This is a genomic window from Streptomyces chengmaiensis, from assembly GCF_029846775.1.
Taxonomy (GTDB): Bacteria; Actinomycetota; Actinomycetes; order Streptomycetales; family Streptomycetaceae; genus Streptomyces; species Streptomyces chengmaiensis.
This window is the reverse complement of the sequence record NZ_JARWBG010000046.1, coordinates 19,715-42,423: the sequence shown is the minus strand read 5'-3', so window position 1 is coordinate 42,423 and position 22,709 is coordinate 19,715. Positions and strand designations below refer to the sequence as shown.

Sequence of the window (22,709 nt, the reverse complement as noted above, 5' to 3'; positions counted from 1 at the left end):
CCGGGGTGATCGGGGCAGGGCCCGGCTGCCGCGGAGCGCCCGGGCGCGGTCGGGTCGTCGGCTTCGGCGTCGGCGTCGGCTTCGGGTGACGGCCGGCTGTCACCCCTGTGGTCCGGTGCAGACGGGCCGCGCCCGTCAGAGCCGGGGGCCGCAGCCGGGGCGGACCCGTGGTCGGCGGTGGAGGCCGCCGAGCCGCTCGCACCCTCGCCGGGCACCGGGCCGCCGGCCGAATCGGCGGCCGCGTGCTCACCGGGGGCGTTCTGCGCGGCGGGGCCGCGAACACCGGGAGCGGGTGCACCAGGGGCGCGTGCACCGGGGGCTTCCGGGCCTGCGGCGCTCGCACCGAGGTAGCCGCAGGCCGCTGCTCTGCGCAGGGCCTCCTCCTTCGCTCCGGGCGCGTCGAGGGGGCCGTCGACGAGGCCCGCGAAGCCGATCGCGACGCGGTCGCCGCCGATGGGCACAAGACCGATCTCGGATGTGCCGCCCGGGTCGAAGCGGGCGGAGGAGCCGGCGGGCACGCACAGCCTCATGCCGTAGGCCGCGGCGCGGTCGAAGTCGAGGCGGGGGTTCGCCTCGAAGAAGTGGAAGTGCGAGGTCACGCTGATGGGCACGGCGGCGGTGTTCCGCACGGTCAGCCGCAGTGCGGGCTGCTGCTCGGGGTGAGGCGGGGCGGGCAGCACGGCCCCGGGCGCGGCGGCGCCGAGACCCGCGGCACCGCCCGCAGCGTCACCGGGACCCGCGGCGGCGCCGAGGGGGGTGGAGACGACGGCGAGCCGGGAACCGTCGTCGAATACGGCCTCCACATGCACCTCGGTGACCACGTCCGCCACACCGGGCAGCACATCGTCGGGCCCGAGCACACTGCGGGCCGCCTCGATCGCCTCGGCGAGCCGCAGACCGTCGCGGGCCGCCTCGCAGACGGTGTCCGCGATCAGGGCGGTCGCCTCGGGGACGTTGAGCCTCAGGCCGCGGGCCCGGCGGGCTCTGGCCAGCTCCGCGGCGGTGAAGATCAGGAGCCGGTCGCGCTCCGTCGGGGTCAATCGCACCTCACCACACCTCCTTGTTTGAGCGCTACTCTAACCACCGGAGTCTTATCAAGCCAGGCACTGACTCTGAAATCCGAGACAGGGATGAGACGTATTGAGCGCCACTCAAACAGCGTCGAGCGTTAGGGGGCCCAGCCAAAGTGACCCACAAAGCCGCCACGGGATGATCTTGGTGAATTAGCGGTGCAGCTCGGCCGGGGCCGCGCGCCGACACCGGCCGCGGCCCCTGGGCAGTGCAGGGTGATCGGGCTTAGTCGATGTTGGTGTCTGTCTCCGGAGCCTTTCGGGCGTTGTTCCTGAGGTTGGCGAAGGGCAGAGCCCCTCCGTGGAGTTCTTTGAACTCGTCGATCAGATCCTGCTCAGCCTCACCCGCGTCGCCCTCGGTCGTCGGCCGCCAGGCGACGACCAGTGCGTCCGAGTCGGCCAGCTGCCAGATGTAGCGACCGCCCCAATGGCCAGCCAGCAGACCAGAGCCGTGGCGGCGGTAGTCGGCAAGCCGCTGATTCAGTCCGTCCTGACCCGCGGCCTTGCCGATGTACACGACCGTTGCCCCGTCCACCCAGGCATCGCTGAGCTTGTCGGCGGTCACGGATGGGTCGCGACCTTTGAGGTGTCCGGCAGGGCTGGTGGGGAGGAACAACGGGGGCGAGGTGTCCGTGCGGATCACCACGTAGATTCCGTGCCCGGTGGGGACGTTGCTGTCGGGCAGTTCACGGAACGGCACGAAGCCGCGGAAGCCGCGTGCGGTCAGGGTCCTCTGCGTCAGCTCTGGTGTCGGGCTCATACCAGGCATCGTGTCAGGCACATCTGACAGCCCTCGACCCAGTTCTCGTATAGCTACGGCCCGGGTGGCATGTCGCTCTCTGTGACGCTCAGGACTTCCCACCGACCCGACAGCAGAGCTGCCCGCAGCCTCCGTCGAACCCTTCGCTACTGGTCCTCCGGCATCTGTGGGCAGGGGCGATCAAGCAGTCTGCAGTGTCAGACGTACCCGGTAAGGTCCCCGCGATGCTGAGAGCCAGCGTGGGAGGAAGCATGGCGAGACGAATGCAAGACGAGGCGTTCCGGATAGAGCAGGAGCAGGGGCGCTACGCCCCTCACGTACGTCCGATCAATGAGATGGTCGACGCCTTGCGCGACCGGGACGGGCGTGGCTGGATGCCGCACGTCGCCCCCTGGCACGGGGGAGTGGAGGCGCGCGCCCTGTCGATCCTGCGGGACCCGGGCCCCAAGACGCAGGAGGGTGTCGGCTCCGGATTTCTGTGCGTGGAGAACGACGATCCGACAGCGGAGCTTCAGGTCCAGCTCTTCGAGGAGGCGGGGATCGCGCCGCGAGATGTCACTCCCTGGAACGCCTACCCCTGGTACATCAACCGCTCCCCGAAGGCGGCCGAGCTTCAGGCCGGCGTCGAGGTCCTGAAGCAGCTGCTGGGGTTGATGCCGAAGGTCGAGGTCGTGCTTCTCCAGGGCAGCGAAGCCCAGGACGCGTGGCGCCGCCTGCTCAAGACGCACCCGGGAGTTGTCCGTGACCGGAGTTTGAAGGTGGTCAGCACCTACCACCCGGGACGGCAGGCTCTCTTCGTGCGAGACCCGGATGAACGCGCCCGCCGCGCACAGCACAGAGTCGACTCCTGTCAGACCGTCGGTGACGTGCTCCGTGGGGTGGGCGGGCAGCTGTAGAGCTCGGCCGTTTGCCTCCGCGCCATCCAGTACACGGAGATCCGAGTGGTACCGCAGCAGCTGGACGGTGCGGATCACCCCTGGAGGGGTGGGGAAACGACACGGCCCGGCCCCGTGAGGGGCCGGGCCGAGGGGCGCGGGGCGCCGGGGCGCCGGGGCGTCAGCCCAGGGGGTGCATCCAGGCGTGGGGGTCGGGGGCCGTGCCCGTCTGGATGGCGAGGAGGGACTCGCGCAGGCGCATCGTGACCTCGCCCGGCTCGCCGCCGGACTGGGTCCACTCGCCGGAGGCGCACTTCACCCGGCCGACGGGGGTGATCACCGCGGCCGTGCCGCAGGCGAAGACCTCCTTGAGCGTGCCGTTCTCGGTGTCACGCCGCCAGTCGTCGATGGAGACGCGGCCCTCCTGAGGCTGGTGGCCGAGGTCCTTCGCCAGCTTCAGCAGCGAGTCGCGGGTGATGCCCGCCAGCAGGGAGCCCGTCAGCTCGGGGGTGACGATGCGGTCCTCGTACACGAAGTACAGGTTCATCCCGCCGAGTTCCTCGACCCACTTGTGCTCCAGCGCGTCGAGGTAGGCGACCTGGTCGCAGCCGTGCGCGGCCGCCTCCGCCTGGGCGAGCAGCGAGGCCGCGTAGTTGCCGCCGGTCTTCGCGGCGCCGATGCCGCCGGGGACGGCGCGCACCCGGTCCTCGGAGAGCCAGATGGAGACCGGCTTGACGCCGCCGGGGAAGTACGCGCCGGCGGGCGACGCGATCACGATGAAGAGGTACTCGTTCGCCGGCTTCACCCCGAGGCCGACCTCGGTCGCGATCATGAAGGGGCGCAGATACAGCGAGGCTTCGCCGCCGTGCGCCGGGACCCATGCCTTGTCCTGCTGGACCAGCGCGTCGCACGCGGCGATGAAGGTCTCGACGGGGAGCTCCGGCATGGCCAGCCGCGCGGCCGACCGCTGGAAGCGCTCGGCGTTGGCCTCGGGGCGGAACACCGCGACCGAGCCGTCCGGCTGCCGGTAGGCCTTCAGGCCCTCGAAGATCTCCTGCGCGTAGTGCAGCGTCATGTTCGCGGGGTCGAGCGAGAGCGGCGCGTACGGAACGAGCTCCGCATCGTGCCAGCCGCGACCCTCCGTCCACTTGATCGTCACCATGTGGTCGGTGAAGTGGCGGCCGAATCCGGGATTGGCCAGGATCGCCTCACGCTCCGCGTCGGACAGCGGATGCGCGGATGGCTTGAGCTCGATCGTGGTCGTCGTCATGAGTGCAGTCCTTCACCGTTTGGTTGTGTTGGACCGCGCTTCACGCCACCGCAGTTTGCTAGGACGTCCGAGCTTTCCCGCAGACACACGGCCCGGTTCCGATTATCGCTCGGGGTGAACACGGCGTGAATGCGGCCCAGGGATTGATGGTGACACCCGGAGGCCGCACAGGAGAAGCCGCCGGGTGCGGTTGCGACCCGGCGGCTGGGGTGGTATCAGGCGCGGGTCAGCTCGCTACGCGTACCGCGAGCGCGTCGCCGATCTGGTCCGTCGTACGGGGCCGGTCGGCCGTCCGCTCGGCGAGATCGGCCGCCACGGCCGTCTCGACTCGCGCCGCCTCCGCCTCGTAGCCGAGGTGGCGCAGCAGCAGCGCGACGGAGAGCACCGTGGCGGTGGGGTCGGCCTTGCCCTGGCCCGCGATGTCGGGTGCGGAGCCGTGGACGGGCTCGAACATGGACGGGAACTCGCCCGTCGGGTTGACGTTGCCGGAGGCGGCCAGGCCGATGCCGCCGGTGACGGCGGCGGCGAGGTCGGTGAGGATGTCGCCGAAGAGGTTGTCGGTGACGATGACGTCGAAGCGCTCCGGCTGGGTGACGAAGAAGATCGTCGCCGCGTCGACATGCAGATAGTCGGTGGTGACCTCGGGGTACTCCCGGCCGACCGTGTCGAAGATCTTCTTCCACATGTGGCCGGCGTAGACGAGGACGTTGTTCTTGTGCACCAGCGTCAGCTTCTTGCGCGGTCGGGCCTTGGCCCGCTCGAAGGCGTCGCGGACGACGCGCTCGACGCCGTACGCCGTGTTCACGCTGACCTCGGTGGCCACCTCGGCGGGCGTGCCGGTGCGCAGCGAGCCGCCGTTGCCGGTGTACGGGCCCTCGGTGCCCTCGCGGACCACGACGAAGTCGATGTCGGGACGCCCGGCGAGCGGGGTGGCGGTGTTCGGGAAGAGCTTCGAGGGACGCAGATTGATGTAGTGGTCGAAGGCGAACCGCAGCTTCAGCAGCAGTCCGCGCTCCAGGACGCCCGACGGCACGGAAGGGTCGCCGATCGCGCCGAGCAGGATGGCGTCATGGCTCTTGAGGGCGTCGAGTTCGGCGTCGGGGAGGGTCTCTCCGGTGCGGTGCCAGCGCTGGGCGCCGAGGTCGTACTCCTTGGTCTCCAGCTTCACATCCTGCGGCAGGACGGAGTCGAGGACCTTCAGGCCCTGGGCCACGACTTCCTGGCCGATGCCGTCACCGGGGATCACTGCGAGATTGATGCTGCGAGACATGGCGGCACCCTACTCCTCGTCCCACCCCATGACACATGCCGTCCGCCATTCGGACGTCAGCGCGAACTGCCGTTCCCGTCATGGGCGTTCCGTTGAATTCCGTTCACCCGGGCCCGGCGTCAGGCTGCCCTGGATCGGCTGCTTCGCAGTCCAGCGCCCGCGGGCGTGAGCGAAGCGCCCGGGCGGGAGGCAGTGACCCGGAGTGGGCCAGCGGCCGGGGCTCGGGGCAGCGGCCGGGGCGCGGGGCAGCAGCCGCGGGTGGGTCAGCGACCGGGGCGCGGGTCAGTGGCCGGTCGCACCGCCGTTGTCCCTGCGGTCGAGGGCGCGCTGCAGCGCAGCGGCGGCATTGCGGCGGTCGGACTCGCTGAGGCGGGCGGCGGTGTGGCGGACACGACGGACGGTCGTCTCGGGCATGGTGATCGACTCCTGGAGATCACGAGGGATATCGAGGCGCCGGAGGGGCGGGGGGACCGGTGCCGCAGGGGTGACCTGCTCGGGGCACGGCGCGCATCCGCCATTCGCTGGATCGAGCGAGACGTTCGGCTTCTACAAAGCTAAGTGAGGACCGCGCCGCTGTCTCCACAATTACTCGGACTTCCTACTATCTGAGACGGCGGCCGGGTTCGCAGCTCATGCGCCGGGGCGCGGGACCGGATTCTGCGGTGGCCCGGATGCTGCGGTGGCCCGGATTCAGCCGCCGTCGACTATGGCGTTCAACTCCCGCGTCAGGCGCTCCACGGCGTCCTCGGGTGTCTCCCGCTGGGCCAGGGTGTCGTGGACCACCGCCTGGATCGCGCTGCTCACCTGTTCGTACTGCGGGCTCTTCGGCCGCGGCTGGGCCGCCAGCACGCTGTCGCGCAGGGTCGGCAGATACGGGAACCGGCTCACCAGGGACGGGTCCTCGTATATGTCGGCCCGCACGGGTGCGAGCCCGCCCTCGGTGAGCATCCGACGCTGGACCTTCTCGCTGGTCAGATAGGCGAGCAGATCGGCTGCCGACGCCTTGTGCGGGGAGTTCGCGTTGATCGCCAGGTTCGAGCCGCCCAGGACGCCGACGGCCGACTCGTTCAGACCGGGCAGCGGGGCCACATCGAACTTGCCCGCCACCTTCGAGTCCTCCCCGCTGGCCAGCGGGTAGACGTAAGCCCAGTTGCGCAGGAAGAGCAGACGGCCGTCCTGGAAGGCCTTGCGGGACTCCTCCTCCTTGTAGGTGAGCGCCTCCCTGGGGATCCATCCGTCGCGCACGCCGTCGGCCAGGAAGGCCAGGGCCTTGCGCGTCTTCTCGGGGTCCACCGTCACCCGGGTGCCGTCGCCGGAGAGGAAGGAGCCGCCGGCCGACTGCACGGCCTCGGTGGCGTTGACCGTGAGCCCCTCATACGGCAGGAACTGCCCCGCGTACCCCTGGAGGCCGTACTCCGGCGCCACCGTCTTCGCCAGGCGCTCCAGCTCCGCCCAGGTGCGCGGTGGACTCTCGCCGGCCCGATCGAGAATGTCCTTGCGGTAGTAGAGCATCCCGGCGTTGGTGATGTACGGCACTGCGTACAGCTGCCCGTCCAAGGTGGCGGTCTCCACCACGGGCGGCAGGAATTCCTTGATCGGGAATCGGTCGGCGTCCAGCGGTGCGAGCCAGCCCGCTGCTGCGAACTCTCCCGTCCACGCCACATCGAGGTCGAGCACGTCGAAACGGTCGCTGCCCGATCGCAGGCTGCTGGCCATCTGCGCGCGCGCCTCGTCCGCAGCCCACGGGAATTGCAGCAGCGTGACCTTCTCGGCCGGGTGGGTACGGTTCCACTCGGCCACCACACCCCGCGTGTAGCCGGTCGGGTCCGCGCTCGCGACCAACGTGAGGGGGCCACGGCCATCCGATCCGCCCTGGTCTCCCGAGGAGCACGCGCCCACGGAGCCCGCAAACACCACCGTCGCCAGAAGGCCCCCGATCCAGGCGCGCTTCCACCGCATCAGTTCCTCCCGACCCCATGCCGCCTGCCGCCGTATCCGGTGCATGCCTATCGGTTAGGCAAGGCTGATAATGGATGTGGGAATGCGGCCGTGGGCGATACGGCTCACAGCCGGAGGTCTCCACTTAGCAAGAAGGTATTCCAGGAGGGAGGAGGCGGCCCGGTGCGTCTTCCCCTTCTGGCCCTTCTCGCCAAAGGCCCGGCTCACGGGTACGAACTCAAACAGTCCCTGGAGAAGCTTCTGGGGACAGCATATCCCGAGCCCAATATCGGACAGATCTACGTCACGCTCGGTAGGCTGGAAAAAGCCGGGATGATCGAGGGGACGGACGTCACCCAGTCGACCCGGCCGAACAAGCGGATCTACCAGCTGACACCTGCTGGACGCGACGCTGTGGCCTCATGGCTCAAGGAGCCGGCCGAGGAGCCGCGGCTGCGGGATGAGTTCTTTCTGAAACTCGCCCTCGCGCCCGACACGGAGGAACGGATTGCCCTGATCAACATGCAGCGGCGTCACTACCTCAACACCATGCGTGACCTGTCCAAGCTAGCCGCGACCGAGGACCGGGACAACCGATTCTCACAGCTGCTGATCGAGGGCGCGATGCTCCATCTGCAGGCGGACCTCGACTGGCTCGAGCGCTGCCAAGAGGACCTGGAATGAGTCACGAAGCCCCTCCCGTCCCGGAAGGCGGGAGCGCCCCCGCCGACGCCGAGCCGATCGTGCGAGCACGGGGACTGGTCAAGACGCACCAGGCCGACGGCGTCCCCGTCAAGGCCGTACGCGGCGTCGATCTGCGTGTGGAGCGCGGCGAGTTCCTTGCCATCACCGGACCCTCGGGAGCCGGCAAGTCGACGTTGCTCCATCTGCTCGGTGGCCTTGACCGGCCGGACAGCGGCCAGATCTGGCTCGGGGACAAACGGGTCGACACCTACGGTGAGGCACGCTGGGCCGTGCTGCGCCGCCGAAGCATCGGCGTCGTCTTCCAGTTCTTCAACCTGATATCCAATCTGACCGTGGCCGACAACGTCGAACTGCCGGCGCTGCTTGCCGGGCACTCGACCCGGGAGGCCCGTCAGGCACGCGCCGAACTGCTGGCGGACCTGGGCCTGGAGGGCAGGGAGCGCAGCGTGCCGGGCGAGCTGTCCGGCGGTGAGCAGCAGCGGGTCGCGCTCGCCCGCGCGCTGGTCAACCACCCTTCCCTGCTGCTGGCGGACGAACCCGCGGGCAGTCTTGACAGCAAGGGCACCCGGGAGGTCCTCCGGCTGCTCTCCCGCTACCACGAGCGCGGCCAGACCATCGTGATGGTGACCCATGACGCCCGTCTGGCCAGCGCCGCGGACCGGGTGATCCACCTGTTCGACGGCCGGATCGTCGACGAGGCCACGTTCGGCAAGGAGCCCCCACGCGCGGAGGGCGTGGCCGGCACGATCGAACTGAAGGGCTGAGCGGTATGAGGGCCCCGGTGCGCTGGGTACGCGCCGATCTCCGGGCGGTGCGCGGCGAAGCGCTGCTGCTGGTCCTCGCAACGGCCGGGATCATCGTCTCGCTGCTGCTCGCCAGCGCCTTCCTCTCCTACGCCACCAACCCCTGGCAGCGGGTCTTCACCCAGTCCTCCGGCGCCCATGTCTGGATCCACACCACGGCATCGGCCGACGCCCGATCACTGGCCGACATCGACGGCGTGAAGAGCGTGTCAGGGCCGTTCAGCACCGCGGAGGCCACAGCGGAGCTGCGCGGCGTCACGGCGGCGCTGGAGATGCGCGCCGCCGCCCCCCAGCCGCCGGACGTGGCGCGCCCGCTGATCGTCTCCGGTCGCTGGCTCGCATCCGACGACCCCGGGGGCATCGTGCTGGAGAGCTCGGTGGCCCGGGCGCTGGTGGCCGAGCCCGGCGACTCGCTGCAGCTGCGCGACTCCGACGGAACCGACCGCACCCTGCGCGTCGTGGGCACCGCCGACACCGCTGAACCGCGTTATCGCGCGGAGGAAACCCCCGGCGTGGGATGGGTGCTGCTGTCCACCCTCGTCAAGGAAGCGCCCGACCCCGAGCTCCGTGGTCAGACCATCGGGCTTCGGCTGGAGAATGCCGAGGACACCGACTTCGTCGTCCAGCGGGCGGTCACCGAGCTCGGCGCCGACCAGGTGACCAGCGTCTCCACCTGGCAGGAGGCCCAGGGCGAGGCCGAAGGCGGGAGCCGGCTCCTCGGTCTGCTCCTCGGGGTGTTCGGACTCGGCGCCCTGCTGGCCGCCGCCTTGGCGGTGGCGGGCGCCATCAGCACCCGCATCCGGGGGCATCTGCGTGATATCTCGGTGCTCAAGGCAATCGGCTTCACCCCCGCACAGCTGGTGCGGATGTATCTGGGGGAGCACCTGTCCCTGGCACTGGTCGGCGTCGTCGGCGGAACCCTCGCCATCGAGTTGCTGGGCCCGCTGCTGCCCGGCCGGGTCGGTGAGGCGATGCAGCTGTGGCAGGCGCTGCCAAGCCATGCGTGGGTGCCCGCGGCGATCTCGGCGGGCATGCTGCTGCTCATCGCCGCCACGACGGGGGCGGCCGCCTGGCGTGCCGGACGCGTACCGCCCGTGCCGGCCGCGCGGGCCGCGATCCCGAGCGGCCGCTGGACTTCCGGAAGCGTGCGCCGCGCTCTGGGGCTGCGCCTCCCGCCCGCCCTCGTGCTCGGCTGGCGCGGCGCCTTCGACCGCCCGGGGCGCGCCGTGGCGGCCATCGGACGACTCGCCGTACCACTGTTGCTGATCACTGTGACCCTGGGCGCCTCGACCACGCTGGACGCCTTCGAGCACCGGCCGCAGACGGTGGGGCTCGCCGCCTCGCTCACGGCGCGCAGCGAGGGTCTCGACCAGGCGTCCGCGCAACGGCTGCTGACAGCTCACCCCGAGGTGGCGGCGGCATACCCGGGCTCCGAAGTCGCGGCTCTGGTGCCGGGGCAGACCGGCACGATCAGGCTCCGGGGCCTCGGCGAGGAGGACCGTCCGTACCCGTTCGCCGTCGCCGAAGGACGGACACCGAGCGGTCCGGACGAGGCGGCGGCGGGGCAGGGCCTGCTCGATCTCCTCGATGCCGAGGTCGGCGACTGGGTGCGTGTGACGGTCCAGGGAAGCCCTCAGGTGCTCCATATCGTCGGGCGCAGCATCGAATCGGAGGACGGCGGGCGCGTGATCTCCACATCCCTGGACACCCTGCGGGAGAGCAACCCCGCACTGCGGCCGGGCTTCCACCACCTGGTACTCGAGGACGGCGCCGATGCCATCGCGGTGAAGGACGACCTGGCCGGGACCGCCGACGGCAGGATCGACGTCCGAGAGATCGGCGATCCAGCGGACGCACTCCCGCCGGTGCGCGGTGTGATCATCAGCGGCCTGATCGTCGTGCTGGGGCTGATCGGATTGGCCGACCTGTCGGCGACCACCGCCGCCGGGGCACAGAACCGACGCCGCGACCTGCTCGCGCTCAGGGCCATCGGGCTCACTCCACGCCAGATCATGTCGGTGATCGTGGCCGAGACGGGCTTTATCGCACTTGCGGCCGGCGTGATCGGAACGGTCGTCGGGGTACAGGTGTCGGACTGGCTGATCGATCTCCAAGGCCGTTCCAGCGGCATCGGCGCGGGCATCGCCCAGAGTCCCCCGCCGGCCACCCTGATCGTTGTCGTGGCGGCTGCGGTGACGGGCGCGGTCGCCGTCTCGGCGCTACCCGCCGCCCGGGCCGTACGGCAGCGCCTCGCGGACACGCTGAGCGACTCGCTGTGAGCCGAGGCCGCGCCGCTGCGGGGCGACCCCGTCGTCCGGACCGGGGACCGGTCTAGCTCGCGGCGCCGGCGCCCACCGCGGAAGTGACGCGCAGGCCGGCCCGGCTGCGCCAGCCGTCCCCTTCGGGGCCGAACTGGGCCCAGCTCGCCAGATGATCCACGATGCCCAGACCCCGGCCGTGTTCGTCCTCGGCGTCGCCATGGGCCCGGCAGCAGTCCGAAGCTCCGGTGTCGACCACATCGACGCATATCTCCCGGCCGGTCAGGGTCAGGCTGACGGTCATGTCCGTGCCGCCGTGCCGGGCGGCATTGCCGGCCAGCTCGCCGATGACGAGGACCACCGAGTCCCGGTCGGGCTCGCTCAGCCCCCAGCGGGACAGATGTGCCGCGGTGAACCGGCGGACCGTACGAACCCGGCGGTCCTCGGCCGGCAGGGTGATCACTACGCGGCGGGAGGCGACGACACCGGTCGTGAGCCGCTTCGCGGGCGACATCCAGGAACCTCCGTCGAGGAGGCGACGACCGCGCGACGCGGTGGGGGAGATTGTGGTCGGCGCCAGAGTCATGGCCTTGCCTCGCTGACCTCATCAGCAGTCCGGGCGAACGGCGTGGAATCCTCACGCCCGGCTTCTTCCGTCACGAGCGCCGATGCCCGATTCCCGTGACCATGTCCGGCGCGATGCCGTTGCCGTCCCTCGCCGAACCTGTTGTACATACATGTTAGGTATGTCCGGAAGTGCTGGTCAAGGGTTGAGGGAAGGAATCTGCCCAAGGAGCGCAAACGTCGTTCAACGTATGTGTGAGGCGTCGACGGGCGCGGCAGGCAGCGGGTACCGAACAGGTAGGTATGCCGGAAGTGCAGCTGTTCACCCGCAGGGGCTACAGCACATCTCCGTCCCGCCAGTCGAAGCAGATCTCCCGCGAAACGTCCGGAAGCACCCGGTTCCCCGCTCCGCGCACATATGTGCTGCCCGACTCCTCCGGCAGCGGGACGCGGCCCGCAGGGCCCAGGGCGGTGATGGGGCCCTGCCAGAGGCGCCAGCCGCGAGCGCGGTAGAGGAGGGCGCCGGTGTCGGAGGCGGAGAGGGCGCCCAGGGCGTAGGCGCCGTCGATCACCTGCTCCAGCACGTCCATCACACGGTCGCCGTACCCGCGGCGGCGGCGATCGGCGCGGACGGCCACCGCCTCGACATAGCCGGCCCGCAGCGAGCGGCCGTCGCAGATCACCCGGCGCTGGACGACGCTGCCGTGCGCCACCAGCTCCTCTCCCTCGTACAGCAGCGCGTGCACGCCGCCGAGCGCGTGGTCGAAGTCCTCGTCACCGAAGTCGCCCTCGAAAGCGCCCGTGAGCAGTGTGCGGATCTCCAGCAGATCGGCGGGGCTCAGTTCGTAGGTGTGGGCGGTACGCAGGGACTCGCTCAGGCTCGGCTCGCTCATGTCCGGCATTCTCTACGGCCCCTTGGCCCGGCGTGGCCGGAGCAGCAGACTTCGGCTGTGGCCTCGACATCTGGCTCCGTGACCGCCGACAATGCGACCGCCGACCGTGCGGACGTGCCGCGCTGGTCGACGGAGGACGGCCGGTCACGCTCGGTGGTCGAGTCCTCGCGTCAGATCCTCGACCCAGTGCGTGAACTCCTCCCGCCGGTGGGTCCTGCCGCCGCACAACGCCGCCACCTGCGCGTCCGTGAGGCGGTTGGGGCCCTCGAGCCGCAGCAGCCGGGCCAGCTCGTGCAGCACCGAGGCGAGTCGCCGCGCGTCGTCCGGGGCGATGGTCGATCCCCAGTGCGTATGGGCGATGGTTGTGGAACCGGGCATGTCGGGTACCTCCGTTCCGTCCCTCTGTCGGCCATCATCCCCCAACGCGGCCGCCCCCGTCCGGTGAGGGCCGGACGGGGGCGGAGCCTGGCGGGCTGGACGACGGAGAGTGTCAGCCCATGTGCGGGTAGGAGTAGTCGGTCGGCGGGACCAGCGTCTCCTTGATGGCACGGGTCAGCGTCCAGCGCATCAGGTTCTGCGGGGCGCCGGCCTTGTCGTTGGTGCCGGAGGCGCGGCCGCCGCCGAAGGGCTGCTGGCCGACCACGGCGCCGGTCGACTTGTCGTTGATGTAGAAGTTGCCGGCGGCGTAGCGCAGCTTGTCCATCGTGTGCCGGGCGGCGGCGCGGTCATTGGCGATGACCGAGCCGGTCAGCGCGTACGCGGACACCGACTCCATCTGCTCCAGCATCGCGTCGTACTGGTCGTCCTCGTAGACGTGGACGGCCAGGAACGGGCCGAAGTACTCGGTCGTGAAGACCTCGTTGGCCGGGTCGCCGCACTCGACGACGGTCGGGCGGACGAAGTAGCCGACCGAGTCGTCGTAGCTGCCGCCCGCGACGATCGTGCAGGTCGGGTCGGACTTCGCACGGTCGATGGCGGCCTTGTTCTTGGCGAAGGACCGGTCGTCGATGACGGCGCCGACGAAGTTGGACAGATCGGCGACATCGCCCATCTTGATGCCCTCGACCTCGGCCGCGAACTCCTCCTTGAAGCCGGAGTTCCAGATGGAGGCCGGGATGTACGCACGCGAGGTCGCCGAGCACTTCTGGCCCTGGAACTCGAAGGCGCCGCGGGTCAGCGCGGTCTTCAGCACGGCGCGGTCGGCGCTCGGGTGGGCGACCACGAAGTCCTTGCCGCCCGTCTCGCCGACGATGCGCGGGTAGGAGCGGTACTTCTCGATGTTGTTGCCGACCGTCTTCCACAGGTGCTGGAAGGTCCTGGTCGAACCGGTGAAGTGGATGCCCGCCAGGTCCGGGTGGTTCAGGGCCACCTCGGAGACGGCGAGGCCGTCGCCCGTCAGCAGGTTGACGACGCCCTTGGGCAGGCCCGCCTCCTCCAGGAGCTGCATCAGCAGCACGGCGGCGTGGGTCTGCGTCGGGGACGGCTTCCAGATCACCACGTTGCCCATCAGCGCGGGGGCGGTGGGCAGGTTGCCGGCGATCGCCGTGAAGTTGAACGGCGTGATCGCATAGACGAAGCCCTCGAGCGGGCGGTGGTCGAGACGGTTCCACACGCCCGGCGAGTTGGCCACCGGCTGCTCAGCCAGCAGCTCGCGGGCGTAGGCGACGTTGAAGCGCCAGAAGTCGATCAGCTCGCACGGGGTGTCGATCTCGGCCTGCTGTGCGGTCTTGGACTGGCCCAGCATGGTCGAGGCGGCCAGCGTCTCCCGCCACGGGCCGGAGAGCAGCTCGGCGGCGCGCAGGAAGATCGCGGCACGGTCGTCGAAGGACATCGCACGCCAGGCGGGGGCGGCGGCCAGGGCGGCGTCGATCGCGTCCTGCGCGTCCTGCTGCGTGGCCGTGGCGAACGTGCCCAGGACGGCCTTGTGGTTGTGCGGCTGGACCACGTTCACACGCTCGCCGCCGCCCATGCGCTTGACGCCGCCGATCGTCATCGGCAGCTCGATGGGGTTGTCGGCCAGCTCCTTGAGCTTGGCCTCCAGCCGGGCGCGCTCCGGGGTGCCCGGCGCGTAGGAGTGGACCGGCTCGTTGACCGGCGCGGGGACCTGGGTCACAGCGTCCATGGTTGCCGTATCTCCTTCAATCAGTAGGGCAGTCGGTCGGGCAGTGGGGGGATCAGCCGCGGCTGATCAGGGAACGCATGAAGAACGCGAGGTTGGCGGGGCGCTCCGCGAGACGGCGCATGAAGTAGCCGTACCAGTCCGTTCCGTATGCGATGTAGACCCGCATACGGTGCCCCTCGGCGGCCAGTCGGTGCTGCTCGCCCTCGCGGATGCCGTACAGCATCTGGAATTCGTACTCGTCGAGCTTCCGCCCGGCCTGGCGGGCGAGCTCCTGGGTGATCGCCACGATCCGCGGGTCATGGGACCCGATCATCGGATACCCGCTGCCCTCCATCAGAATCTTCAGGCAGCGGACGTACGCCTTGTCGACCTCGTGCTTGTCCTGGTAGGCGACGGTGGCGGACTCCTTGTACGCGCCCTTGACCAGGCGTACGCGCGAACCCGCGGCGGCCAGCCTGCGGCAGTCCTCCTCGGTGCGGAAGAGGTACGACTGGACGACCGCGCCGGTCTGCGGGAAGCGCTCGCGCAGCTCGGCGTGGATGGCGAGGGTCGAGTCGACCGTGGTGTGGTCCTCCATGTCGAGGGTGACCGTGGTGCCGATCTCCGCGGCGGCCTCCACGACCGGGGCGACGTTCTTCAGCGCCAGGTCATGGCCTCCGGGCAGCGCCTGGCCAAATGAGGACAGCTTCACCGACATCTCGGCGCACTCGGCGAGGCCGAGCGGTTTGACGGCCTCGATCAGCTGCAGATAGGCGTCGCGGGCGCGCAGCGCCTCGGCGGGGTCGGTGACGTCCTCGCCGAGGACGTCGAGGGTGACCTCCAGGCCGCGGTCGGCCATCGATTCGATGACCGGCAGGGTTTCCTGGACCGTCTCGCCCGCGATGAAACGCTTCACCACGGGCTTGGTGACCGGGGCCGCCGAGACGATTCGGCGCATGGCGTCGCTGCGCGACGCGGCGAGGATCACGGGACCCAGCACGGGCACCTCCACGGAGAGTCAGAGACTTAAGCCGCATCCAGAACAGAACACAACAGAACTGGAACGGCACGAAGAACCACCGTGAAACCTAAGGATCGCTCCGATCCCCCGCCATCGACAGGTGTCACGCATCCGTGTCCGGGATCTCAGACATCTGTCTGAGGGGGGTGCGAGAATGTCCGGGTGAAGGGCGATTACCAGGAGCTGGTCGATGAGATCTCCGCGCTGCTGGCATGCCCGGCGACCCTGGAGAACCGCGACTTCGGGCTGATCGCCTTCGGGGCACACGACAGCGACGACGACAGCACCATGGACCCGGTCAGGACGCGCTCCATCCTCACCCGCAAGTCGACGCCCGCGGTCCGCGCCTGGTTCGAGGGGTTCGGCATCACCCGGGCGACGGGCCCCGTGCGGATCCCGGCCTCGCCGGAGGCCGGCGTGTACCGGGACCGGATCTGCCTGCCGGTGCGGCACCGCGGTGTGGCGCTCGGCTATGTCTGGCTGCTGGACACCGACCCAGACCCGACGCCCGCGCAGCTCGCCGCGGCGATGGAGGTCACCGAGCGGATCGGCTCACTGCTCGCGGACGAGGAGCGGGCGGGCGCGGATGTGTCCCGTGAGCTCCGTGCCGTACTGGGGGCGGAGCGCGGCTGGCAGTACGACATGGCGCTGGCAGCGCTGCGCTCCGCGCTGGGCGGCGGGCCGGACGCGGCGGACGGACCGCACACGATGGTCTGCGTCACGCCCTGGCCGTCGGCCGACGTGCCCTCCGCGCGGTCCCTGCCGGGGACTGCCGCCCTGTGCACGATTCCCTGGCGCGGCGCCGACGGCCCGGTCGGGAACGCCCTCGCCCTGCTCATACGGCTGCGGTCCGCCGACAGCCTCACCCCCGCGCTGACCGCGGCGGACCGGCTGTCCGGTCCGGCGGCAGCGGCCGGGGGCACGGCAGCCGGGGGCGCCGCGGACCGGCTCTCCAGCCCAGTGGCGGTCGGGGTGGCGCAGGCCCGGCGGGGCCTCGCGGAGCTCAACGCCGCCTGGCACGAGGCGGTCTCCGCGGCCCGCGCGGCCCTGGCGCAGCCGCGGCTCGGGCCTGTGGCCCAGTGGTCGGCCATCGGCCCGTACCGCCTGCTGACGGCGCTGCCCGACGGCGCCGCCCACGACCCTGCCGTACGGGAGCTCCTCACACCCTCGCACACGGAACTGGCCCGCACCGCCGAGGTGTTCCTCGACTGCGCGGGCCAGGCGGGCCGGACGGCGGCGGCGCTGGGCATCCACCGGCAGACGCTGTACTACCGCCTCTCCCGGATCGAGCAGCTCACGGGGCTCGATCTGGGGGAAGGGGAGGACCGGCTGCTGCTGCACATGGCGCTGAAGGCGGCACGGCTGTAAGCGCCTGGGGCTTCGCCCCAGACCCCGCGCCTCAGTCTCCCCCGGCTGCCGCTGGGAGGTACTCCCGGCGGGGCTGACGTTCGGGGGGCTCCCTCCGGACCCCCGCTCCTCAAAAGCCGGAGGGGCTGTTTTTCCAGCCCCTCCGGGGGCATCTCCCGGACGGCGTCCGGGAGAGTCCGAGGACCGGGGGACGGGGGCGCGGAGCCCCCGAAACCGGGTGTGGGGCGGAGCCCCGGGGACGGTCAGTCCGTGAGGTTGACCGAGCGCGCCGATGCCGCGCCGATCTCCTCCGCGATCTCCGTCAGCACCGACTGCGGCACCGTGTCGTCCACCGTGAGCACAACCAGCGCCTCGCCGCCCTCCTCCGTACGGGAGACCTGCATGCCGGCGATGTTCAGGCCGGCCTCGCCCAGGATGCGGCCGACGGTGCCGACGACGCCGGGACGGTCCTCGTAGCGCAGTACGACCATGTGGTCGGCGAGTGCCAGGTCGACGTCGTAGTCGCCGACGGCGACGATCTTCTGGAAGTGCTTGGGGCCGGCGAGCGTGCCGGAGACCGAGATCTCCTCGCCGCCGGAGAGGGTGCCGCGCACGGTGACCACATTGCGGTGGTCGGGGGACTCGCTGCTCGTGGTGAGCCGGACCTCCACGCCGCGTTCCTGGGCGAACAGGGGGGCGTTGACATACGAGACGGTCTCGTCGACGACGTCCTCGAACACGCCCTTGAGGGCGGACAGCTCCAGCACCTTGACGTCGTGCTGCGTGATCTCGCCGTACACCTCGACGTCGAGCCGGACGGCGACCTCGCCCGCCAGCGCGGTGAAGATGCGGCCGAGCTTCTCGGCGAGCGGCAGACCGGGGCGGACGTCCTCGGCGATGACGCCGCCCTGGACGTTGACCGCGTCCGGCACCAGCTCGCCGGCGAGCGCGAGGCGCACCGAGCGGGCGACGGCGATGCCCGCCTTCTCCTGTGCCTCGTCGGTGGAGGCGCCCAGGTGCGGGGTGCAGACGACCTGGTCGAACTGGAACAGCGGGGAGTCGGTGCAGGGCTCCTTCGCGTACACGTCCAGGCCCGCGCCGGCGACCCGGCCCTCCTTGAGCGCCGAGGCCAGCGCCTCCTCGTCGACGATCCCGCCGCGCGCCGCGTTGACGATGCGCACGGTCGGCTTGACCTTGTGCAGCGCCTCGTCCCCGATCAGGCCGAGCGTCTCGGGCGTCTTGGGGAGATGGACGGTGATGAAGTCGGAGACCTGGAGCAGTTCGTCGAGCGAGAGCAGCTTGACGCCCATCTGGGCGGCGCGCGCGGGCTGCACATACGGGTCGTAGGCGACGATCTTCATGCCGAAGGCGGACATGCGCTGGGCGACCAGCACGCCGATGCGGCCGAGGCCGACGACGCCGAGGGTCTTCTCGCTGAGCTCGACGCCGGTGTACTTGGAACGCTTCCACTCGCCGTTCTTCAGGGCGGTGTTGGCCTGGGGGATGTTGCGCGCGGTGGCGAGCAGCAGACCGCAGGCGAGTTCGGCGGCGGTGACGATGTTGGACGTCGGGGCGTTGACGACCATGACGCCGGCCTTGGTGGCGGCGGAGACGTCGACATTGTCGAGGCCGACGCCCGCGCGGGCGACGACCCTGAGCTTGCGCGCGGCGGCGATGGCCTCGGCGTCGACCTTGGTGGCCGAGCGGACCAGGATCGCGTCGACATCGGCGATGGCAGGGATGAGCTCCGCCCGGTCCGCGCCGTTGCAGCGCCGGATCTCGAAGTCCGGGCCGAGGGCGTCGACGGTGGCGGGCGACAGCTCTTCAGCGATGAGTACGACTGGTTTCGAGCTCACGTGGTCCTCACATGTCCATGGGGGCCCCTCCCGCGCTCGAAGAGCTGCGGGGGAGGACGGCCGTCCCGACGGCCGCTGGCGGTGGAGGGGGGCTAGCCGCGTGGAAGACGCACGACGCTGTGGGCCTGACGCGTATGTGTTTCCGAAGTGTAATGGTGCCGCGGAGTGCGTCTTACGCCTCGTTGGCAGGATCACCCGTCCGTGGCCGGACAGGGTGGAGAAACGGTGGAGCGGCGAGCCGGGGGCAGGCGGCGCGAGGGGCCGGGAGTGCTCCCGGCCCCTCGTCGGAGACTTACGCCTCCTCGTTGTCCACCCAGCTCATCAGCTTGCGCAGTTCCTTGCCGGTGGTCTCCAGGAGGTGCTCGGAGTCCTGGGTCTTGTACTCGTTGTACTTCTTCAGACCGCCGTGGTACTCGTCCATCCAGTTCTTGGCGAAGGTGCCGTCCTGGATCTCGGTGAGGACCTTCTTCATCTCGGCCTTGGTCTGGTCGGTGATGACGCGGGGGCCTGTGACGTAGTCGCCCCACTCCGCGGTCTCGGAGACCGACCAGCGCATCTTCTCCAGGCCGCCCTCGTACATCAGGTCGACGATCAGCTTCAGCTCGTGGAGGCACTCGAAGTAGGCGATCTCCGGCTGGTAGCCGGCCTCGACCAGGGTCTCGAAGCCCGCCTTGACCAGGGCCGAGGCGCCGCCGCAGAGCACGGCCTGCTCTCCGAAGAGGTCGGTCTCCGTCTCCTCGGTGAAGGTGGTCTTGATGACGCCGGCGCGGGTGCCGCCGATGCCCTTGGCGTACGACAGGGCCAGCGCGAACGCGTTGCCCGAGGCGTCCTGCTCGACGGCGGCGATGCAGGGCACGCCGCGGCCCTCCTCGTACTGGCGGCGGACCAGGTGGCCGGGGCCCTTGGGGGCGACCATGCACACGTCCACGCCGGCCGGGGCCTTGATGAAGCCGAAGCGGATGTTGAAGCCGTGGCCGAAGAAGAGGGCGTCGCCGTCCTTGAGGTGCGGGGCGATGGACTCCTCGTAGACCTTCGCCTGGATCGGGTCCGGGACCAGGATCATGATCACGTCGGCCTCGGCAGCGGCCTCGGCCGGGGTGACGACGCGCAGGCCCTGCTCCTCGGCCTTGGCCTTGGACTTGGAGCCCTCGGGCAGACCGACGCGGACGTCGACGCCCGAGTCGCGCAGGGACAGCGCGTGGGCGTGGCCCTGGCTGCCGTAGCCGATCACCGCGACCTTGCGGTTCTGGATGATGGACAGATCGGCGTCGTCGTCGTAGAACAGCTCGGCCACTTTGGGTCTCTCCTTGGAGTGCTGGTGTTGCATCCCACCGTACGGCGGGGGTGCGGGAGGAAGTCTTCAGGTCTCGGCATCCGAGAGGATGGCGGCTTGACGAGAAGGTCTGTGCGGTGTGTCAGGCGCTGCGGTCCAGGGCGCGCAGCGAACGGTCGGTGATGGAGCGGGCGCCGCGCCCGATGGCGATGGTCCCCGACTGGACCAGCTCCTTGATGCCGAACTGCTCCAGCATCTTGAGCATCGCCTCGAGCTTGTCACTCGAACCGGTGGCCTCGATGGTGACGGCCTCCGGGGAGACGTCGACGGTCTTGGCGCGGAAGAGCTGGACGATCTCGATGATCTGGGAGCGGGTCTCGTTGTCGGCGCGGACCTTGACCAGGACCAGCTCGCGCTGGACCGCGGCGGACGGCTCCAGTTCGACGATCTTGAGGACGTTGACCAGCTTGTTGAGCTGCTTGGTCACCTGCTCCAGGGGCAGGTCCTCGACATTGACCACGATCGTGATGCGGGAGATGTCGGGGTGCTCGGTGACGCCGACGGCGAGCGAGTCGATGTTGAAGCCGCGGCGGGAGAACAGCGCGGCGATCCGGGCCAGGATGCCCGGCGTGTTCTCCACCAGGACGGAGAGCGTGTGCTTGGACATGTTTCGTGTCGTCTCTCTCAGGCGTGGTCTTAGTGGCCGGCTCAGTCGTCTTCGGCGTCGCCGAAGTCGGGGCGGACCCCGCGGGCGGCCATGACCTCGTCGTTGGAGGTGCCGGCGGCGACCATCGGCCAGACCTGGGCATCCTCGTGGACGATGAAGTCGACGACGACCGGGCGGTCGTTGATCGCGTTGGCCTCGGCGATGGCCTTGTCCAGGTCCTCCGGGGACTCACAGCGGATTGCGTGGCAGCCCATGGCCTCGGAGAGCTTGACGAAGTCGGGGACGCGGGTGCCGGCACTGGGCTGGGTGCCGTCCGCCTCCGGGCCGCTGTGCAGCACGGTGTTGGAGTAACGCTGGTTGTAGAAGAGGGTCTGCCACTGGCGGACCATGCCCAGCGCGCCGTTGTTGATGATCGCGACCTTGATCGGGATGTTGTTCAGCGCGCAGGTGACCAGTTCCTGATTGGTCATCTGGAAGCAGCCGTCGCCGTCGATCGCCCAGACGGCGCGGTCCGGCATGCCGGCCTTCGCGCCCATCGCGGCCGGGACCGCGTAGCCCATCGTGCCGGCGCCGCCGGAGTTCAGCCAGGTGGCCGGCTTCTCGTAGTCGATGAAGTGGGCGGCCCACATCTGGTGCTGGCCGACGCCCGCCGCGAAGACGGTGCCTTCCGGGGCCAGTTCGCCGATCCGCTGGATGACCTGCTGAGGGGCGAGCGTGCCGTCGTCGGGCTGGTCGTAGCCGAGCGGGTACGTCCTGCGCCAGCGGTCGAGGTCCTTCCACCAGGAGCCGTAGTCTCCGGTGCGGCCCTCGCTGTGCTCGGCCTGGACCGCCTGCACCAGATCGGCGATGACCTCGCGGGCGTCGCCGACGATCGGCACGTCCGCGGCGCGGTTCTTGCCGATCTCCGCCGGGTCGATGTCGGCGTGGACGACCTTGGCGTACGGAGCGAAGCTGTCCAGCTTTCCGGTGACTCGGTCGTCGAAGCGCGCGCCCAGCGCGACGATCAGATCGGCCTTCTGCAGGGCGGTGACGGCGGTGACGGAGCCGTGCATGCCGGGCATGCCGACATGCAGCGGATGCCTGTCCGGGAAGGCGCCCAGGGCCATCAGCGTGGTGGTGACGGGCGCGCCGGTCAGCTCGGCCAGCACCTTCAGCTCGGCGGTGGCGCCGGCCTTGATGACGCCGCCGCCGACGTACAGGACGGGCCGCTTGGCCTCGGTGATCAGCCTGGCCGCCTCGCGGATCTGCTTGGCGTGCGGCTTGGTGACCGGGCGGTAGCCGGGCAGGTCCAGCTGCGGCGGCCAGCTGAACGTGGTCTGCGCCTGGAGTGCGTCCTTGGCGATGTCGACGAGGACGGGGCCGGGCCGGCCGGTCGAGGCGATGTGGAAGGCCTGGGCGATGACGCGGGGGATGTCCTCGGCCTTGGTGACCAGGAAGTTGTGCTTGGTGATCGGCATGGTGATGCCGCAGATGTCCGCCTCCTGGAAGGCGTCCGTGCCGATGGCCTTGGAAGCGACCTGGCCGGTGATCGCGACCAGCGGGACGGAGTCCATGTGGGCGTCGGCGATCGGGGTCACCAGATTGGTGGCGCCGGGGCCCGAGGTGGCCATGCACACGCCGACCTTGCCGGTGGCCTGCGCATATCCGGTGGCCGCATGGCCGGCGCCCTGCTCATGGCGGACCAGGACATGACGGACCCTCGTGGAGTCCATCATCGGGTCGTACGCCGGCAGGATCGCGCCGCCGGGGATGCCGAACACGGTGTCGGCGCCCACTTCCTCGAGAGAGCGGATGAGGGACTGCGCACCCGTGACGTGTTCGACTGCGGCGGTCTGGTGTCCGCCGGTACGGGCCCGCGGCTGCGGATGATGGGCCCCGGTGGCCTGCTCGGTCATCGTCATTCTCTTCTCGAAGCTGAGGGTTTTGCGGTGGTTTGGGGAGTTCCAGTGCAACAAAAAACCCCTCGTGCCGTGAGGCAAGCGAGGGGAGCGCGCCGGTGATGGTCTGCAGTGCCCATGCGAGGGTCCTGCTCAGCCGA

At 70.2% G+C, this 22,709-nt stretch carries 19 protein-coding genes and 1 pseudogene; 5 read left to right on the top strand and 15 right to left on the bottom strand.

Annotated features, from left to right (window positions below):
• Positions 1–269 precede the first annotated feature (269 nt).
• Both ureA and QCN29_RS28690 read right to left on the bottom strand, forming a co-directional pair.
• Positions 270–1,046: pseudogene (ureA, locus tag QCN29_RS28695) on the bottom strand (urease subunit gamma); the annotation flags it as partial.
• 250 nt (positions 1,047–1,296) lie between these two features.
• A complete protein-coding gene (locus QCN29_RS28690) occupies positions 1,297–1,830 on the bottom strand; it encodes a hypothetical protein (RefSeq protein WP_279931813.1) in 534 nt (177 codons plus the stop codon).
• Between the two features lie 251 nt (positions 1,831–2,081).
• Between QCN29_RS28690 and QCN29_RS28685 the strand changes: the two genes are divergently transcribed.
• The gene (locus QCN29_RS28685; protein WP_279931812.1) at positions 2,082–2,726 is read left to right on the top strand and encodes a uracil-DNA glycosylase; all 645 of its coding nucleotides are present in this window, start codon (positions 2,082–2,084) and stop codon (positions 2,724–2,726) included.
• Between the two features lie 160 nt (positions 2,727–2,886).
• Here QCN29_RS28685 and QCN29_RS28680 read toward each other — a convergent pair whose 3' ends face one another.
• From QCN29_RS28680 to QCN29_RS28665, 4 genes are all read right to left on the bottom strand, one after another.
• Positions 2,887–3,975: a branched-chain amino acid aminotransferase gene (locus QCN29_RS28680; RefSeq protein ID WP_279931811.1), complete on the bottom strand. Its 1,089-nt coding sequence runs from the start codon at positions 3,973–3,975 to the stop codon at positions 2,887–2,889.
• 226 nt (positions 3,976–4,201) lie between these two features.
• Positions 4,202–5,245 (bottom strand): 3-isopropylmalate dehydrogenase, encoded by a 1,044-nt coding sequence (locus QCN29_RS28675; protein ID WP_279931810.1) that lies wholly within the window; start codon positions 5,243–5,245, stop codon positions 4,202–4,204.
• 282 nt (positions 5,246–5,527) lie between these two features.
• On the bottom strand, positions 5,528–5,659 hold the full coding sequence (locus tag QCN29_RS28670; RefSeq protein WP_275674952.1) for a hypothetical protein: 132 nt from the start codon (positions 5,657–5,659) through the stop codon (positions 5,528–5,530).
• Positions 5,660–5,935: 276 nt separating this feature from the next.
• The gene (locus tag QCN29_RS28665; protein WP_279931809.1) at positions 5,936–7,204 is read right to left on the bottom strand and encodes an ABC transporter substrate-binding protein; all 1,269 of its coding nucleotides are present in this window, start codon (positions 7,202–7,204) and stop codon (positions 5,936–5,938) included.
• Positions 7,205–7,366: 162 nt separating this feature from the next.
• Between QCN29_RS28665 and QCN29_RS28660 the strand changes: the two genes are divergently transcribed.
• From QCN29_RS28660 to QCN29_RS28650, 3 genes are read left to right on the top strand one after another with little or no spacing between them, the layout of a single operon-like run.
• Entirely contained in the window at positions 7,367–7,867 is a 501-nt protein-coding gene (locus QCN29_RS28660; protein ID WP_240137222.1) for a PadR family transcriptional regulator, read from the top strand.
• Complete coding sequence (locus QCN29_RS28655; RefSeq protein ID WP_240137223.1) at positions 7,864–8,652, top strand: ABC transporter ATP-binding protein; 789 nt, start codon at positions 7,864–7,866, stop codon at positions 8,650–8,652. Before QCN29_RS28660 ends, QCN29_RS28655 begins: the two co-directional genes overlap by 4 nt.
• 5 nt (positions 8,653–8,657) lie before the next feature.
• Positions 8,658–10,970 carry an ABC transporter permease gene (locus tag QCN29_RS28650; protein ID WP_279931803.1) on the top strand — a complete coding sequence of 771 codons (2,313 nt, stop codon included), beginning with the start codon at positions 8,658–8,660 and terminating at the stop codon, positions 10,968–10,970.
• Between the two features lie 52 nt (positions 10,971–11,022).
• Here QCN29_RS28650 and QCN29_RS28645 read toward each other — a convergent pair whose 3' ends face one another.
• The 5 genes from QCN29_RS28645 to QCN29_RS28625 all read right to left on the bottom strand — a co-directional run bounded on the left by QCN29_RS28645 (position 11,023) and on the right by QCN29_RS28625 (position 15,507).
• A complete protein-coding gene (locus QCN29_RS28645; RefSeq protein WP_279931802.1) occupies positions 11,023–11,463 on the bottom strand; it encodes an ATP-binding protein in 441 nt (146 codons plus the stop codon).
• Between the two features lie 385 nt (positions 11,464–11,848).
• Complete coding sequence (locus tag QCN29_RS28640) at positions 11,849–12,415, bottom strand: GNAT family N-acetyltransferase (RefSeq protein ID WP_398860150.1); 567 nt, start codon at positions 12,413–12,415, stop codon at positions 11,849–11,851.
• 135 nt (positions 12,416–12,550) lie between these two features.
• Positions 12,551–12,784 carry a hypothetical protein gene (locus QCN29_RS28635; protein ID WP_240137227.1) on the bottom strand — a complete coding sequence of 78 codons (234 nt, stop codon included), beginning with the start codon at positions 12,782–12,784 and terminating at the stop codon, positions 12,551–12,553.
• A 112-nt stretch (positions 12,785–12,896) separates the two neighbouring features.
• Positions 12,897–14,528, bottom strand: coding sequence for an L-glutamate gamma-semialdehyde dehydrogenase (gene pruA / locus QCN29_RS28630; RefSeq protein WP_279931799.1), 1,632 nt, complete (start codon positions 14,526–14,528; stop codon positions 12,897–12,899).
• Positions 14,529–14,580: 52 nt separating this feature from the next.
• Positions 14,581–15,507, bottom strand: coding sequence for a proline dehydrogenase family protein (locus QCN29_RS28625; protein WP_279931798.1), 927 nt, complete (start codon positions 15,505–15,507; stop codon positions 14,581–14,583).
• A 183-nt stretch (positions 15,508–15,690) separates the two neighbouring features.
• Between QCN29_RS28625 and QCN29_RS28620 the strand changes: the two genes are divergently transcribed.
• Entirely contained in the window at positions 15,691–16,896 is a 1,206-nt protein-coding gene (locus QCN29_RS28620; RefSeq protein WP_279931797.1) for a PucR family transcriptional regulator, read from the top strand.
• A 242-nt stretch (positions 16,897–17,138) separates the two neighbouring features.
• Here QCN29_RS28620 and serA read toward each other — a convergent pair whose 3' ends face one another.
• The 4 genes from serA to QCN29_RS28600 all read right to left on the bottom strand — a co-directional run bounded on the left by serA (position 17,139) and on the right by QCN29_RS28600 (position 22,572).
• On the bottom strand, positions 17,139–18,731 hold the full coding sequence (gene serA, locus QCN29_RS28615) for a phosphoglycerate dehydrogenase (RefSeq protein WP_240137231.1): 1,593 nt from the start codon (positions 18,729–18,731) through the stop codon (positions 17,139–17,141).
• 292 nt (positions 18,732–19,023) lie between these two features.
• Positions 19,024–20,025, bottom strand: a complete 1,002-nt coding sequence (gene ilvC, locus QCN29_RS28610; RefSeq protein WP_240137232.1) for a ketol-acid reductoisomerase — start codon at positions 20,023–20,025, stop codon at positions 19,024–19,026.
• Positions 20,026–20,146: 121 nt separating this feature from the next.
• Positions 20,147–20,671 carry an acetolactate synthase small subunit gene (gene ilvN / locus QCN29_RS28605; protein WP_240137233.1) on the bottom strand — a complete coding sequence of 175 codons (525 nt, stop codon included), beginning with the start codon at positions 20,669–20,671 and terminating at the stop codon, positions 20,147–20,149.
• 41 nt (positions 20,672–20,712) lie between these two features.
• Positions 20,713–22,572, bottom strand: a complete 1,860-nt coding sequence (locus tag QCN29_RS28600; protein WP_279931796.1) for an acetolactate synthase large subunit — start codon at positions 22,570–22,572, stop codon at positions 20,713–20,715.
• Positions 22,573–22,709 lie beyond the last annotated feature (137 nt).